The organism is Halovenus anhuiensis, from assembly GCF_037080055.1.
In the GTDB taxonomy this organism is placed as follows: domain Archaea; phylum Halobacteriota; class Halobacteria; order Halobacteriales; family Haloarculaceae; genus Halovenus.
The window spans coordinates 687,720-702,924 of sequence record NZ_JBAOJI010000001.1 but is presented as its reverse complement, the minus strand read 5'-3'; the positions used below and the strand labels follow the sequence as shown (position 1 = coordinate 702,924).

17 protein-coding genes are annotated in these 15,205 nt (G+C 62.3%); 9 read left to right on the top strand and 8 right to left on the bottom strand.

The annotated features are described in order from the left end of the window. Nucleotide 1 precedes the first annotated feature (1 nt). Both V8P86_RS03620 and V8P86_RS03615 read right to left on the bottom strand, forming a co-directional pair. Entirely contained in the window at nt 2-340 is a 339-nt protein-coding gene (locus tag V8P86_RS03620; protein WP_336325874.1) for a hypothetical protein, read from the bottom strand. Then, complete coding sequence (locus V8P86_RS03615; RefSeq protein WP_336325873.1) at nt 337-2,784, bottom strand: penicillin acylase family protein; 2,448 nt, start codon at nt 2,782-2,784, stop codon at nt 337-339. Before V8P86_RS03615 ends, V8P86_RS03620 begins: the two co-directional genes overlap by 4 nt. Before the next feature lie 272 nt (nt 2,785-3,056). On the opposite strand from V8P86_RS03615, the gene V8P86_RS03610 reads away from it, so the two are divergent. Then, entirely contained in the window at nt 3,057-4,022 is a 966-nt protein-coding gene (locus V8P86_RS03610; protein WP_336325872.1) for a transcription initiation factor IIB, read from the top strand. Nucleotides 4,023-4,031: 9 nt separating this feature from the next. Here V8P86_RS03610 and V8P86_RS03605 read toward each other — a convergent pair whose 3' ends face one another. Further along, nucleotides 4,032-5,162, bottom strand: a complete 1,131-nt coding sequence (locus V8P86_RS03605; protein WP_336325871.1) for a hypothetical protein — start codon at nt 5,160-5,162, stop codon at nt 4,032-4,034. Between the two features lie 53 nt (nt 5,163-5,215). Here V8P86_RS03605 and V8P86_RS03600 point away from each other — a divergent pair, with 53 nt between their 5' ends. From V8P86_RS03600 to V8P86_RS03580, 5 genes are all read left to right on the top strand, one after another. Beyond that, on the top strand, nt 5,216-5,965 hold the full coding sequence (locus V8P86_RS03600; protein ID WP_336325870.1) for a DUF429 domain-containing protein: 750 nt from the start codon (nt 5,216-5,218) through the stop codon (nt 5,963-5,965). 58 nt (nt 5,966-6,023) lie between these two features. Beyond that, on the top strand, nt 6,024-6,296 hold the full coding sequence (locus V8P86_RS03595; RefSeq protein WP_336325869.1) for a hypothetical protein: 273 nt from the start codon (nt 6,024-6,026) through the stop codon (nt 6,294-6,296). A gap of 48 nt (nt 6,297-6,344) precedes the next feature. After that, entirely contained in the window at nt 6,345-7,025 is a 681-nt protein-coding gene (locus tag V8P86_RS03590) for a type I 3-dehydroquinate dehydratase (protein ID WP_336325868.1), read from the top strand. 91 nt (nt 7,026-7,116) lie between these two features. Beyond that, nucleotides 7,117-7,560, top strand: a complete 444-nt coding sequence (locus V8P86_RS03585; protein WP_336325867.1) for a DUF7575 domain-containing protein — start codon at nt 7,117-7,119, stop codon at nt 7,558-7,560. Nucleotides 7,561-7,605: 45 nt separating this feature from the next. Then, nucleotides 7,606-7,977: a hypothetical protein gene (locus V8P86_RS03580; protein WP_336325866.1), complete on the top strand. Its 372-nt coding sequence runs from the start codon at nt 7,606-7,608 to the stop codon at nt 7,975-7,977. 36 nt (nt 7,978-8,013) lie between these two features. On the opposite strand, the gene V8P86_RS03575 is transcribed toward V8P86_RS03580, so the two are convergent. Beyond that, entirely contained in the window at nt 8,014-9,180 is a 1,167-nt protein-coding gene (locus tag V8P86_RS03575; RefSeq protein ID WP_336325865.1) for a 3-dehydroquinate synthase II, read from the bottom strand. Between the two features lie 39 nt (nt 9,181-9,219). After that, nucleotides 9,220-9,354, bottom strand: coding sequence for a ribbon-helix-helix domain-containing protein (locus tag V8P86_RS03570; protein WP_336325864.1), 135 nt, complete (start codon nt 9,352-9,354; stop codon nt 9,220-9,222). A 240-nt stretch (nt 9,355-9,594) separates the two neighbouring features. Here V8P86_RS03570 and V8P86_RS03565 point away from each other — a divergent pair, with 240 nt between their 5' ends. After that, nucleotides 9,595-10,407 (top strand): ArsR/SmtB family transcription factor, encoded by an 813-nt coding sequence (locus V8P86_RS03565; protein WP_336325863.1) that lies wholly within the window; start codon nt 9,595-9,597, stop codon nt 10,405-10,407. Between the two features lies 1 nt (nt 10,408). On the opposite strand, the gene V8P86_RS03560 is transcribed toward V8P86_RS03565, so the two are convergent. After that, the gene (locus V8P86_RS03560; protein ID WP_336325862.1) at nt 10,409-11,230 is read right to left on the bottom strand and encodes a YihY/virulence factor BrkB family protein; all 822 of its coding nucleotides are present in this window, start codon (nt 11,228-11,230) and stop codon (nt 10,409-10,411) included. 132 nt (nt 11,231-11,362) lie between these two features. Between V8P86_RS03560 and V8P86_RS03555 the strand changes: the two genes are divergently transcribed. Continuing rightward, a complete protein-coding gene (locus tag V8P86_RS03555) occupies nt 11,363-11,818 on the top strand; it encodes an SHOCT domain-containing protein (RefSeq protein ID WP_336325861.1) in 456 nt (151 codons plus the stop codon). A gap of 2 nt (nt 11,819-11,820) precedes the next feature. Here the strand turns inward: V8P86_RS03555 and V8P86_RS03550 are convergent, their stop codons facing one another. Beyond that, nucleotides 11,821-12,258, bottom strand: coding sequence for a GNAT family N-acetyltransferase (locus V8P86_RS03550; protein ID WP_336325860.1), 438 nt, complete (start codon nt 12,256-12,258; stop codon nt 11,821-11,823). A gap of 68 nt (nt 12,259-12,326) precedes the next feature. Further along, a complete protein-coding gene (guaB, locus tag V8P86_RS03545; protein WP_336325859.1) occupies nt 12,327-13,811 on the bottom strand; it encodes an IMP dehydrogenase in 1,485 nt (494 codons plus the stop codon). Nucleotides 13,812-14,290: 479 nt separating this feature from the next. Here guaB and V8P86_RS03540 point away from each other — a divergent pair, with 479 nt between their 5' ends. Beyond that, complete coding sequence (locus V8P86_RS03540; RefSeq protein ID WP_336325858.1) at nt 14,291-15,196, top strand: DUF5794 domain-containing protein; 906 nt, start codon at nt 14,291-14,293, stop codon at nt 15,194-15,196. The last annotated feature ends 9 nt before the right edge of the window (nt 15,197-15,205 follow it).

The following is a 15,205-nucleotide window of genomic DNA, read 5'->3' as shown; positions in this document are numbered from 1 at the left end:
CTCAGCCCACGCCCCGGAGAAGACTGCCCACGAGCGGAGCTACCACCCCGACCGCCACGGCAATCCAGACGAACTGCCCGGTCGCGAGCACCTTTCCTAACGTCCCGGTCACGAAAAGGAAGCCGAACCAGACGAGGAGGGCTGTAATTCCAAATCCGAGTCCGGCAAACAGTGCGCGTTTCAGGTTCGGTGCGACGACTCCGACGAGCGCGCCGCCAGCAACGAGGCCGATCCAGTGGACGCTCGCGAGGGCGAGGCCGGCCAGCGTCGCCACGAGTACTGCAACCCAGTGGACGAACGGATCAGTCCGAACTCGGCCGACCGTCGAGGCCACACTCATTGTTCACCTCCGACGTAATCCGTCGCCAGATCACCTTCGAGTTCGCGGCTCAGGCTGCGATACTCGCCGTTGGCCCAGCGTTGCAGTTGGCTCTGGTACTGCTCGGAGTAGTACCGCCCGGAGTTGCCGCCGGGGAGAATTGCCAGATAGTCGCCGTCGAGATCCACCTGCATCTCCCAGCTACCACCCCACGGACCACGCGTCCCGAAGTTCCTGACCGTCCAGCCCGACCCGCCGCGAGGATAGGAGTCATAGCCCATGAACTCTAGTTCGGTGAGATGTCCGATCAGTCCAGTGTGGGACATGTCGCCGTAGGTCTCCTCATCGTTGTCGTCGATAGTCTCCAGTGCCGTGCGGAGTGCCTGCCGTACCACCGGCGCTCTGCCGCCAGGTCCAAACCAGTCGCTGTCCGGCGGCAGTTCGAGTATGCGCCCGTCTTCAGGGTAGAATTCCTCGTCCAGTCCAACCTCGTCGAAGTTCTCTCCGAGTAGTTCGTCCCGGTATGCATCGGCAAAGCGCTGGAAGATCAGCGCCGCCTCGGAGTCGTGTTCCATGTGATACTCCCAGTCCTCGAGGGTTTCGGCGGCGTCCTGCAGCGCATCGTCTTCGTCGCGGACGGCGTCGACAATTGCGTCGACGATCGTCGCCGCACGGCCGTCCCGAACGTCTCGCCCGACCGTCTGTAAAAACTCCAGATCGAGCGGGTCGCCCGACTCGACGCGGCTGTCGAGCAGATCGTAAATTCGCTCGCCGCGGTAGGGATCGGCGTACGACGCCGCGAAGTAGTAGGGCAGTTCCTCGTCAGGGATGATCTGCTGGTTGGCGGTGGCGAGATACTCCGGGTTTTTGACGTGTGGTTTCTCTGCGAAGGGGACGAAGCCGTCCCAACTCGGTCGTTCGAATGGTTCGAAGCCGCGCCACTCCCCTTCCCGTGCGGAACCGTCGAAGACACCATCGGCGTTCATTGCGGCTGAATCGTCCCACGAGACGGTCTCGTCTGGCGGCTGGCGAACCGGATGCCGGCCGGTCATATAGTACAGCGTGTTGTCGTCCTGATCCGCATAGAGGAAATTCTGCGTCGGTGATTCGAACTTCCTGACTGCCGACAGTGTCTCCTCGAACGAACTGCTGCGTGTTAACTCGTAGAGCGCGATGGTGGTTTCGGTCGCGGCGTGGCCAGTCCACGCCACTGCAACTTCCTGTTCCGCTTCTTCGAGGACAGGCCCGTGGACGGTTCGACGGACGGTAACCGTCTCGTCGGGTGCCCCTGCGACCGCAATCTCCTCTTCGTGTTCCTCGAATTCCCGGCGTTCGTCGCCGTACTGGTAGGTATCGCCGTCGCTGTCGTAGCTGTAGAAGTCGATTACGTCGTTGTTGGCGTTAGTAAAGCCCCACGCCGCGAAATCGGTCTCACCGATAACCACCTCGGGAACCCCCGGAAAGGCAACCCCTCGGACACGGTGATCTGGCCCCTCGAGGTGCATCTCGTACCACACTGGCGGGGCCTGGAGACGCAGATGTGGATCGTTACACAGAATCGGAGCGTCTCCGTTGGCCAGGTCGCTGTCGACGACCCAGCTATTCGAGCCGAGATTCTGCTGGGGCTCGAACTGCGTGAGCGACGCGACAAGCGTACGGTCGACGGTGCCGCTCGTGGTTCGCTCGACGGAATCCTCAGCAGTCTGCTCGGCTGGCTCATTACTGTAGAGGCGTTCGGCCTCGTCGATCCGGTACTGTTCTGTGCGGTACTGTTCGCGGATGATCGGCGAATCGTGATCCATCCGCGCCCGGTAGAGTTCGTCAGCGAGTTCCTCCCCGAACTCATCTCGGAGGAGTTCCCGGCGGAGACTTCTGAAACTCCCGGTCAGCTGCCAGGCGATGATCTTTTCGACGAGCATCGAATCCGTCGGCGTCCACGGATCGGGCTCGTAATCGAGCAACTGAAACCCAATCGGAAGCGTGGCGTCCTCGTACCCGTCGGTAACTCCTTCGGCAAAGGCTTCGAGTATCGGCTCGGCCACGGTTCCTTCGAGATGCTCGGCGGTCGCTTCGGCGGCGTCTCTGAACCGAAGCCTGCGGTGAAACCGGTCGGATTCGACGGCAGCCTCGCCCACGACCTCGGCCAGTTCGCCGCTGTACAGCCGGCGCTGTAGATCCATCTGGAATCCGCGATCGATCGCCTGGACGTGGCCGGCAGCATAATACAGTGCTTGCTCCTCGTCAGCCTCGATATGTGGCACACCTTCGTCGTCGTAGCTAACCGACGCCTCCCCGTACGGGCTCTCGACTGTCTCTGGCCGATCCGGGTCTGCGGCACCCCAGACATCACCCGAAAGCGGCGCGAACTGTTCGAGTACGTCACCGATGGGCGAGAGATATCCCCCAACAACACCGGCTCCCACGAGCCCCCCAAGGAGGGCGCGTCTGCTCCGTTCTGCAGCCATGCCAGCACTGTTGAGCCCCCTGCTTGTAAGTCATGTCACTCCGACACAGCCGACCCCGAAACCACTCGCTTGCATCTCTTTGCGGTCCGCACCTGTCGAACACTGCGGATAATTCACATTTAAAATAATGATGAAGGTTCGAAGATATCCGCCCGTCGGGGGCTGATTCCCGATGTGATCTGAGGATTCCGGTATTTTTAAATATCTTTCGGACGAACGAATACTTAGCTATTGCCCCGGGATTCCTGCCGTTTCGCCCGGTTATATTCACAATGAGTAATCCAAATACGCGGACACGGACGACAGAACAGGAACAGACCGACGAGAAAGCTGACGCCTCACTCGACTGCCCGGAATGTGGCGGTAACGTCGTCGCCGACGACGAACACGGCGAGACAGTCTGTACGGACTGCGGACTGGTCATCGAAGAGGATTCGGTCGACCGCGGTCCCGAGTGGCGTGCCTTCGACTCAAAGGAGAAAGACGAGAAATCCCGCGTCGGTGCGCCGACGACCAACATGATGCACGACAAGGGGCTGTCGACGAACATCGACTGGCGGGACAAGGACGCCTACGGCAACGCCCTCTCTGGCAAACAGCGCAAGAAGATGCAGCGCCTGCGCAAATGGAACGAGCGATTCCGCACTCGTGACTCTAAGGAGCGCAACCTCAAGCAGGCCCTCGGTGAGATTGACCGGATGGCGAGTGCACTCGGTCTCCCCGAGAACGTTCGGGAGACTGCAAGCGTGATCTACCGGCGAGCACTCGACGAGAATCTTCTGCCCGGCCGCTCCATCGAGGGCGTCTCGACGGCCTCTGTCTACGCCGCGGCCCGACAGGCCGGCGTGCCTCGTTCGCTCGACGAGATTACCGACGTGTCCCGGGTCGAGAAAAGCGAAATCGCCCGGACCTATCGCTACGTCGTCCGGGAACTCGGTCTGGAAGTCCAGCCGGCAGATCCGGAGAGCTACGTTCCGCGGTTTGCCTCCTCACTCGAACTCTCGGAGGAAGCCGAGCGCCGCGCTCGCGAACTGCTCCAGAACGCCAAGGAGAAAGGCGTTCACTCCGGTAAATCGCCGGTCGGACTGGCCGCCGCTGCCGTCTACGCCGCTGCGCTGCTCACAAACGAAAAGACGACTCAAGCCGCAGTCAGCGAAGTCGCGGATATCTCCGAAGTGACGATCCGCAACCGCTATCACGAACTGCTCGAAGCCGAGCAGGACATCCCGATGGCCTGAGTTCTGCGTTCAGTTCTCTTCGATCCATTCGCCGTCGACTGCTTCGATCCGCCGACCGAGCGTTTCGACCGCTGAATCCGGCATCTCGACCAGCAGCCGAATCTCGTCCTCGTACCAGATTGTCTCCACAGTCGTTTCCTCGTGTAGCGTCGACACCAGCGCGTGCCCTTCGTCACTGTACGGGAGGGCGACGCCAATCCGCGTCGTCGGTAGCGCTGCTCGAATCGCATCGCTGATCTGCTCTCCCCAGTCGCTCGGTCGATCCGAGACACCACCAGCATCCGCTGGCTCCGGGCACTGTACGACGGCCCCCTGGAACTCGTCGACTGAGAGCAGCGCATCGATATCGCGATCCGCCGACCAACTGACCACGAGGAGGATATCGGCCCGGTCGATCGCGGCGGCCGTTCCCGGCATCACCTCGGCAAGCCGCTCGCTCTCCCCGGCAATCGAACCGGGCGTGTCCGTCACTGCGACCGCGTGTGACCCGATTTCGGTGAGCGCTGTCGTCGGTGTCGCCGGACGGAGGGGTCCGCTCTCTCCCTGCTCTCCGGTGAGTGCTTCCCAGCACGTCGTCGTCGGTGCCGTGATCTGCCCGACGACCGCGACGTGCGTATCGGTGCCTTCGTAGGATTCGATAATTCGCCGTCGCTGGGTCTTCTGCTGGTTCGCGAGGGTCATGGCCTGTCGTTTACAGGCCCCGTCGAGTTCAGAGACAGTCCCACTCGTCCCGCTTGGCCCGGTCGTCGACTGCTCGCGCTGGTCACGGCGCGCCCGCCGGAGTTCGATCTGTCGCTCCCGAAGCGCCAGTTGGGCCTCTGCTGCGGGATTATCGCCACTCGCGAGTCGCTCCGCGACCACATCCCGTCGGTCTCTGATTGTCACGGACGGAAAGGCCGTATCGAGGTCTACAATCTGTCCCTCGTGGGCGATCCCATCGATTGCGAGATATTCGGCCCCTGTCCCCGCGATTCGGCTGCGAAGCTTTTCGACGAGTCCCGGCGGCAGATAGTACTGGTTGTCCTCTGGGCCGTCAGTTGCCAGCACGTCCACGACTTCGTATCCGAGCGCGGAGACGACTGCCTCGAAGCCGGGTGTCAGTGGTCCGTTCCGAGTCGCCAGGAGTGCCCGCGCTGCCATTCACCCACCAATACGGGCTGGAGGGCTATCACGGTACGCATCGAAGTGATGATGTGGCCACAGTCGAAGGCCCGAGCATGTATCTCGGCGTCGACGGCTGTCCCGACGGCTGGATCGCAGTCGCTTACTCCGACTCCGCGTTCGAGGGCGCGTCGTTTTCCCCAACCCTGCGGGACCTCTGGGAAGACCACCGGGAGGCAGAGCGGATTCTCGTCGACGTGCCGATCGGACTCCGGAGCGAATCAAGCGAGCCACGGGCCTGTGACACCGAGGCGCGCAAGCGGCTCAGCCCCCGTCGCCATCACAGCGTCTTTCCGACACCGATCCGCGCGGCCGCCCACGAGGAGTCCTACGAGGCCGCGAAAGCCACGCAGGAAGCCCGAACTACGGGGAGTCTCAATCGCCAGAGCTGGGGGATCGCACCGAAAATCGCCGAGGCAGACGATCTGCTCCGAGGATCGTCTGCCGCCCGAGACCGGTTCCGCGAGTGCCATCCCGAAGTGTGCTTTTGGGCGTTTGCCGGCCAGCCGATGCAGTACTCGAAGACCGGCCAGCCACGACGGGCGTACTGGGAGCGGGTCCGTGTGCTCCGCGACCGCGAGGCCGACGTGTACGACCACATCTGGACGGCAACTCAGCAGATCGACGGGGCGAACTGCTCGACTGACGACCTGATCGACGCCTTCGCTGTTGCGCTGACAGCCCGCGGTGACGAGGCGGGACTTCGGACGCTGCCCGAGACACCCGAGCGCGACGAGACGGGACTGCCGATGGAAATCGTTTACCGACAAGCCGGGGAGTAGCGCCGAGGACTACCGGCCGAAACCACACACTCATTTTTCTCGCGCCCCTGCTGAACGTATGGCTGAGCGGACGTACCGATGCTCGAACTGTCTGGACTGGACGATCACGCGGAGCTACGATGTCTCTCATCTCTCGACGACCTGCGAGGAATGTGGCGAGTTCGCCCGATTCATCAACGACGACGTGTTCGAGCAGTACCGCGCCTTCGAGGAGTCCCCGCCGGAGCATCTCGACTGGGAGCGACTGAGTCGTGCCGAGAAGTTCCTCGTGAGCAATGGCGTCGTCCGGGAAGGGAAATCCATCGAGGACTTCGAGATCGAAGAGGCCTGAGTCCCGCGGATCCACACCACTTTTGAAATGCTCCCGAGTAGTGCAGATATGACACTCTCTTTCGCGGAGTTCGTGCTCGCGGCGAGTACGGCAGAACTGAGCGAGGAGCCGGCGGCCCGCGACCACGCCGACGCCGTAGAGTATCGCATGGATCTCGGCGAAGCGGGATTCGACGGGCTGGCGGCCTACGATGGGGAACTACCACTGATCGTCACCGACCGTGTCGAGTGGGAAGGCGGCGAGTCCGCCGACACACCCGAACGGATCGACCGGCTCACCCGCGCCGTCGACCAGCCGAACGTGGCTGCTGTCGACGTGGAACTCGCCGCTGTCGAGGACTGCCAGCCGGTCATCGAGGCTGCTACCGGGACCGACGTGTCTATTATCGTCTCCGTCCACGATTTCGAGGAGACGCCGGAGCGCGACGAACTCGCGGCCAAACTGGATGCGGCCTGCGAACACGGAGATATCGGGAAACTCGCCGTCACGGCACAGTCACGGGCTGACGTACTCGATCTGTTGGCTGTCACTCACGAGCAGACTGCGGTTGGCAACACCGTCGCGACGATGGCGATGGGTGAGGCAGGCCGGCACTCACGGGCCGTCGCGCCGCTGTACGGTTCACGGATCGGCTACGCGCCGGTCGACCCCGAGGCAGCGACCGCGCCGGGGCAGTACCATCTTGAACAGCTCCGCTCGCTGGTCGACGCGCTCGACGACGACGCCTGAAACCGCTCGTCCGACGGCCTTGGCGGTGCTGGTCGCCAGTCGACGGCTGCGGACGGAAGATTGAACACTCCGGACATTCCCTTGTTACGTAGTGGCCACAGAAGACTCGAAGCGGAACCACTCCCGGAAACGGCCGTGGTTCGCCGTCGTACTGACGATGCTCGTGCCCGGACTCGGGCACCTCTACTTGCGCCTGTGGGGCCGAGCGATTCTCTGGGTGGCGTTGACGCTGCTCGGTGCTGTTCTCGCTGTCCCGCGTGAGCAGTGGCCGGAGTCCGTCTCTCTCGATGCGGCTATCGCGCCGTTTCAGTCTCTCCCGCTGGAGTCGATTGTCCTCCTGTCGGGCGTGCTCGCACTCTGTATCGTCGACGTGTATCTAATGGCGCTGCGGCGCAACGAACTTATCGAGCGCGCGGAACGCATCGCCGCCGGTGAGACGCCACAGCGCTGTCCCAACTGCGGGAAAGAAATCGATCAGGACATCGACTTCTGTCACTGGTGTACGACGGAAATCGATTCTGACATCGAGGAGTGACCTCGTCGGGCAAACCCTCTTTTCGCCGCCGACCGAACGCGAACTGTGCATCCGCAGTATCGCGACGGAGCGCTGGCACTCGGCGGACTCTGCGGACTGGTTGCCCTCGCAGCAGCGACTGTCGGCATCGGCGTCCTAGTCGATCTGCTCGGAATCGCGGCCGGGGTCGCGGTTGCCGTCGCTGTCGAACTCGTCTTTCTGCGATATCCGTCCCGTGCAATGGGCGTCTGGGAACGACGAGGCGTGCCAGTCGCCGCGCTCTGTCTCGTCCTCGCGGCGGCCGTGATCGCAGTCCAGTTCGTCCCGTGGCTGCTGGCGGTCGCAGTCTGGGGACTGCTCACGTATCTGGTGCTGTTGGGCTGTGTGCTACTCGGCGTCGAAAATCCGGTTTCGGTGTTGCTTCGGGTTGTGGAGTAAGCTACGTGTCTGCTGGCTGTTTGGGCCGTTCGGTCGTTACTTCTCGATAATGCTCTCCTCGACGGCCTCGCCGAAGTGACGTGCGGTGTCTTCGTAGTAGATGAGCACGTCGTCGCCCTCCTCCAGATCGGTCACTGCTTTGCGGCCGTCCGGCGTCCGGAGTTTGATCGTCTCGGCGTTCTGGATCAGTGTCTCGATTCGGTCGCCGTCTTCGGTCTCGGCCTGCAGGCGGAACATCGGCCGTTTTTCGATCTTCGAGCGACCGACGATGGCTTCGCGGGTGTTGCCGTCGGCGTCGACGATCTGAACCTCGTCGCCGCTCGACAGTTCGGAGAGATAGCTCGTCTCCCCGCCGGGTGAGCGGACGTAGGCGTGGACAGCGCCGGCGTTGACCCGGAACGGACGAGAGGCCACGTACGGCGAGTCGGCGGTCTCCGCGTGGACGAAGAAGAGTCCACGAGACATCGAGCCGACGAGCATTCCTTCGTCGTGTTCCATCAGCGAGCCAGTATCGATACAGACGCGATCTGCCGACCCGGTCTGTTCGATGGCGGTCACCTCGGCGTACTGCAGGTCGAGGGTTTCGCGCTCGACTTCGTCGCGGACCTCGACGGTCTTGCGGATCTCGTCGGGGTCGTCGGTGTCGAGCAAGACCGCATCGGACCCGAGTTCGAGCGTTTCGTAGGCCGTTCGAGCTTCCTCGGCCGTGCGGACGCCCGCGACCAGTTCGGTTTCCTCGCCGATGCGAGCGATCAGATTTTCGAGCGGGATGATCTGCCAGTCGCTGCCGATGATGATGGTGTACTCGGCCTCGCGGGCGACCTCCTCTGCGAAGGTCTCGTACTCGGTGTCGAGAATCTTGACGTAGCCGCCGTAGGGCATCTCCTCGACGCGGCGGAGTGCGGAGAGGTCGGCTGATCCAGAGTAATCAGAGGGGAGGTCGACGGTCCCGTCGCCCTCGCCGTCTTTGCCGACGATGGTGGCGTCCGGTTCGGCGGTGTCGTCTTCGGCTTCCATTACGTGGACATCCCCGCCGCCGAAGGCGGCGATGTTGACCTCGCCGAGTTCGCGGACGCGTTCGACATCGGCCTGATCGACGAGGACCCAGTCGACGCCGGCCTCGAGGCCGGCGGTGATCCGTTTTTTCCGTTGCTCCCAGTCACCGACCTCGTCGTCGGCCTTGAGCCAGACAGCACGTGTCATGTGGGTACGCTTGCGTCGGGGTGGCTTGAACGTGGCGGATTACTCCCGCAACGCCTCGGTCACGACGGCCGACCGTGGTGGATAGCCACGACTGGCGCGGTACTCGTCCAATTCTGCCAGCAGATCCTCCGGGAGGGCAACGTCGAGTTCGACGTGGTCGCTCTCTGTGGTCATACTGTGGCCCTCGACAGCGATCGAAATAAACTTTCTGTGGCCGTCTGACATGTGGCTGACGGCGGTGGGGAGTCACCGTTCCGAATCGATCAGTCGCCAGACGGAGCCGGGTTCAATGACTGTTCTCTTGTCGTCGCTCGGGTCAAAGGGCCGTTGTACCCACCCGCGAGATAGCTAAAACAGCTCTTTGGACCTCGAACAGAGTTTTTTATACGGCTGTTGTAACCCGATACACGAATCATGAGCAGTATCTTCCCGTTGCGGGACACAGTCACCCAGGAGGAGCAGGGTGGCCCCCGATTTCTCGACCTCGACGACGACACCGCAGACGAAGTATTCGAGGCGCTGGCCGCCGGGACGACCCGCGAGATTTTCCTCGCCTTGCACGAGCAACCCCAGACGGCCTCCGATCTCGCCGAGCAGACCGACACTTCCGTCCAGAACGTCCAGTACCATCTCGGCAAACTCAAAGACGTCGAGTTAGTCGAATCCGTCGACACCTGGTACTCCGAGCGCGGGTCGGAGATGGATGTGTACGCCCCGACGGACGAATCGCTGGTGTTGTTCGCAGGGAAAGACAAAGAGCGGTCGATCCGGTCGATTTTCAACCGGCTCGTCGGGGTGGCGAGCATCCTCGCGCCGTCGAGTCTGCTCGTCGCCTGGGCCGCGAGCCGAGTCCACTCCAGTTCGGAGTCGACCTCCGTCGATAATCTCGACTCGGAGGGGGGCGAGAATCTCGACGTGCAGACGGTCGATCCGTCAGACCAGCCGTCTTCGGGGGACGACGAAGTCGGAATCGCGACGGAAGACACCACCGAGAACGAGACGGTGTTCGACCCCGAGGAGACCGATGTGCTGATCGAGGAGAACCTCACCGAGTCGCCGGTTCTGGTCACCGACGGCGGCAACGCGACGCAGGTTCAAAACGAGACTGTCTCCTCCTCGGCAGACATCTTCGGACTCGACCCAGCGATTGCAGTGGGACTGGCGTTCTTTCTCGGTGGACTGGTCGTTCTCACGGCACTGTGGGCGTGGTACGGGACACCCGAGTAGCTCAGTGATCTACCCCGTCGGAAGCCGAGGATGACCGCCCGTTCGTCTTCTGGTCTGCCACGGCAGCGTTGACGACTGCTCCGGCGACCAGTATCAGCGACCCGAAATACAGCCACAACAGAAAGAGGAGGACGGCCCCGACCAGACCGAAGGCCTCGTACTGTCCGGCCCGGGCAGCGTAGAACTGAAACGTCTGCCGTAAGACGACTAGCCCAACCACAGCCACGAGTGTCCCGGGGAGAATCTCCGTGATCGGCCGTCTGATCGGTGGCAGGATGTAGTACAGCGGCAGGAGAACGACGATCAGTCCGGACAGCAACAGCATCCAGAGGGCAAGCATCGAGACAATCCCTCCGGCAACCCTGTCGATGACCAGATCTGTGAGGAGTAATGCAACTCCCCCGACACTGATCACGCCGATGACGATGGCACCGTTTTTGATTTGGTCGAGTAACGGGGTCGTCCCCTGGAGTTCGTATACCCTGGCGAACGCGATATCGATCGCCCGAAATACCCGCAGTGCGCTCCAGAACAACACCACTCCACTGACGAGTGAGATCCGCGTGAGTCCACTGGCGTCGGTCAGTGCACTCGTCAGGATCTGGCTTCCTTCCGCAGAGAGATAGCTTCCGATACTATCGATGATCCGCATCGCAAACTGGTCGCCGCCGACCAGCGACCCCACTGTCACGACCAGCAATATCGCCGGGATGAGTGAGAGAAACGCAAAAAATGCGATTGCACCCGCGAGAAACGAGATATCTCTGCTCATTCCGAGCGAGACGATGGTCCGCATTAACGCAACTGACGGGACTCGTTCCATCAGGTGTTCCCGCCCTGATAGCCGCCGGACACCTATGAGAAGAAACCTCGTACTGAGAGTAAGCCGCGCGTATCTCCCACAGTACTATGTGCTCCCACAGAATACGTCCAGCTACCAAGAGGATGAGTACAGATGACTGACGATTCGGTGCGCGAGCGCGCACGAGCGAACGCCTCCGGAATCGCTGCTGTCGTCGTGACCGGGACGTGGCTGGGGATGCTGATGCTCGATTTCGCCAGCGAACTGTGGCTCGCAGTCATGCTATTCGGATACATCGCCGTCGTCCCCGTCGTGTCGATGTTATTCGACGAGGAGGAAGAGGCGGAGTTCGTGCAGGGCCGCCAGACTGCGAGGACGGACTCGGAGCCCGCCGACGCGGACGGCGACGACGCTCTCGAACGGCTCCGCCGTCGGTATGCGGATGGGGAACTCACCGACGAGCAGTTCGAGCGAAAACTGGAACGATTGCTCGAAACCGAGACACTCGAAGATGTCGAATCACATGCCCGAGAGTCACGCTCCCCGGCACGTGATCGCGATGCCAGCGAGAGCGAGCGCTCACGAGACCGCTCGATGGAACGGGAGTAACACTACAGCCGTTTCTCCATCTCGACGTGGACGATGCCGGCTTCCTCGAACTCGTCGCTGGTCACCTCGTATCCTAGTCCGCGATAGAACTCGACGACTTGCTTTTGAGCGTGCAAGACGGACCGCTCACAGCCCAAGGTCCGGGCCTCAGATTCGATCAGTCCCATCAGTCGCGCCCCGAGTCCCTCGCCACGGTAGGTTTCCCGAACTGCGACCCGTTCTGGTTTGGCGTACTCGCCGTTGGGGGGTCTGAGTCGCGCCGTGCCGACGGCCGTGTCCGTCTCCGCGTCGACGATGACAAAATGGATCGCATCCTCGTCTCTGCCGTCCATCTCGATCTCTTCGGCGACATCCTGTTCGTCGATAAAGACTGCGCGTCGCACTGCAAACGCGTCTTCGAGTGTGCCGGACCCTGGGATCCGACTGACGTGATACGACATTGCCCCGGAGTATTATCCGGGGGACACTGATTCTTACGCCATCGTGTCTCTCGCCGCCCCGAGTCCAATTAGCTACCGTCGGGGCTGTAGTTCGGTGCCTCGTCGGTGATGACCACGTCGTGGGGGTGGCTCTCCTGCTGGCCGGCCGAGGAGACGCGGACGAACTCCGCGCGCTCTTTGAAGACCGGAATCGACTCCGCGCCGACGTAGCCCATGCCCGACTGCATCCCGCCGACGAGTTGGCGGAGTTCGGATTCGAGTGTGCCCTTGTACGGTGTTGCGGCCTCGACACCCTCGGGGACGAACTCCTCGTCGTTGTCGTCGTCTTTGAGATAACGGTCGCCGCCGCCGGACTGCATCGCGCCGACGCTGCCCATCCCGCGGTACTGCTTGTACTTCTTGCCGTTCATCGTGATGACTCGGCCCGGCGCCTCGTCTGTGCCGGCAAAGTACGAGCCCATCATCACGGCGTCAGCGCCCGCCGCGACGGCCTTGATTGCGTCGCCGGAGTACCGGATACCACCGTCGGCGATCACTGGCACGTCGTGCTGGCTGGCTACGTCGGCGACCTGCGCGATAGCCGTGATCTGTGGCATCCCCGATCCAGTGACGACGCGGGTCGTACAGATCGATCCGGGACCGATGCCGACCTTGACGCCGTCGGCGAAGTCGATGACATCTTCGGCGGCCTCCCGGGTTCCGATGTTGCCGACGACGACATCTGCGTCGACTTCGGCTTTGATTTCCCGGGCGCTCTCGATGACGTTTGCGTTGTGTGCGTGCGCGCAGTCGATGAAGAGCACGTCCACGCCTGCGTCGTCGGCGGCCTGTGCGCGGTCCATCTCGAAGGGGCCGACCGCTGCGCCGGCGCGGAGGTGGCCGTTCTCGTCACGGACCGCGTTGTCGTACTCGCGACGCTGGAGGATACCCGCCATCGTCATCAGTCCGGTGAGGCGGTTGTCCTCGTCGACGATGGGGACACGCTCGATTTTGTGTTCGTACATCAGTTCGAGCGCTTCGCGGGGAGACACGTCCTCGCCGGTGGTGATGACCTCGTCGGTCATCGCTTCGCGCACTTCGTCGCTCTCGCCGACTTCGAGATACGGTCGGATGTCTGTCCCGGAGATAATTCCGAGGACATTGTCCTCGTCGTCGACAACCGGTGCGCCGGAGACGCCCGCCTCGTTCATCATCTGGTCGACCTCACGGATCGTCTGTCCCGGTGAGGCGGTCACGACATCGCGGATGATGAGTTCGTCGGCCTGCTTGATCTGCTCGATTTCCGCGACCATCTGCTCGACGTTCATGTTTCGGTGGAGGACGCCGAGGCCGCCGTGACGGGACATCTCGATGGCCATCTCGCTCTCGGTGACGGTATCCATCGCTGCCGACAGCACAGGAATGTTCAACCTGACGTTTTTCGAGACGCGCGTGGTCGTGTCCGCTTCGTCGGGTTCGATTGCGCTCTTTTTCGGACGCAGGAGTACGTCGTCGAAGGTCAGCGCCTCCGGCACCCGCAGTTTCTCTGAGAAAGGCTCGGAAGTGTTCGCCATGTAAGCCGTCCGACGGCGTCGCCCAAAAACGTTGCGAGATGGACTCCTTCTTGGGAATTTGACTCACTGGAGAAGTACTGTCTCACCCGAAACCATACCAGCAAGCCAATTGACGGATCCGGTATAACCGTCCGGTTTGTACGAGTCTGTACACACTCTCCCCACAACGGACAACGATTGCCAACTTGTTCCGTCGATTCTTGATGTGTGTGTCCGCTTCTCACGCAATCATTTTAACCAATAATACTGTATAATGAAATATGTACTCCGTTCGTCCCACCAGCGGAGGAAGCGCTCAGCAGACGAGTTTCCCGGCCAGCAGCGGGAAGGCGTTCACAAAGGGACGTAATTTTACAACGGAGTGGTCCAATTTCGGGGTTCGATGGCACTCATCCGGCGGTCGGAGCGCCGACAGCCCCGGGAGGCTTACCGGGGGCAGCGAGTACCCACAGACCACGGGTGAGGGCCCTCGCTAGCGTATGAGCAGTTCTAGACATCCGCGGGCGCTGAACGTCGAGCGCTGGGTCAGCAGTTCGACCAGATTGCTCGTTATCGTGATGGCCCTCCCACTATTCGACGGTGTCTTCGTCGCCCTCGTTCTCGGGGGCGCGCTCGACACGATAGTCGGCATCGTCGAGGTCGGCCTGTTGATCTTCGGCGGGAGTGCGATGGTCGCGGTTATCCTCGCCGAGATGAACGAAAGTCCCCGCGAGCAGGCCAAAATCGTCCTCACAGTCGGTGCTGTCCTGATTACGCTCGCGGGGATCCAGGCCGCCCTTGCCCCGACGCTTGCGACGATGCTGAACATCGGGATCTTCGAGCGATTCGCCGCACTCGTGATCCTCTCGGTCGCGGCCTCGACAGCCAGTTCGCGTGTCGGCGAGTATCTCCCCGGGCCGGCAATCGTCATCCTGCTCGGTCTCGTCGCGAGTTTCTCGCCGGCGAATATCGCACTCAGTGTCCAGACCGACCTCGGCCTGATCGTTCGCGCGATGGCTGCTGCGGGCGTCGGCGTGACCTTCGCGCTCGTGCTGGCGCTGACGAGTCCGTGGCTCCGCAACGCGGTCGAACTCGACCGATTCCGGTTCGGGAGTGCCGTGGCGCTCGGCGTGCTTTCGCTGTCGATCATCGGTCTCCTCCCGAGCGAGGCTCCCGTGGCGCTTCTGGTGCTCGTAGTGACGGCAGTGCTGGCATTCGATCCTGGGAGCGCACGGGAGCGCGATGCGGTCTATCACCCCGATGATATCGACATCACAGCAGCGATGTCCGACGGCGGGCAGGCAGATCTCGCCGAGACTGACGGGCCGTCGGATCCGAGCGAGCAGACGCCGGCCCCCGATCCCGAACCCGACGCCGACGAGCAAGAACGACTGCCGTGGTTGTGAGCCCGTAGC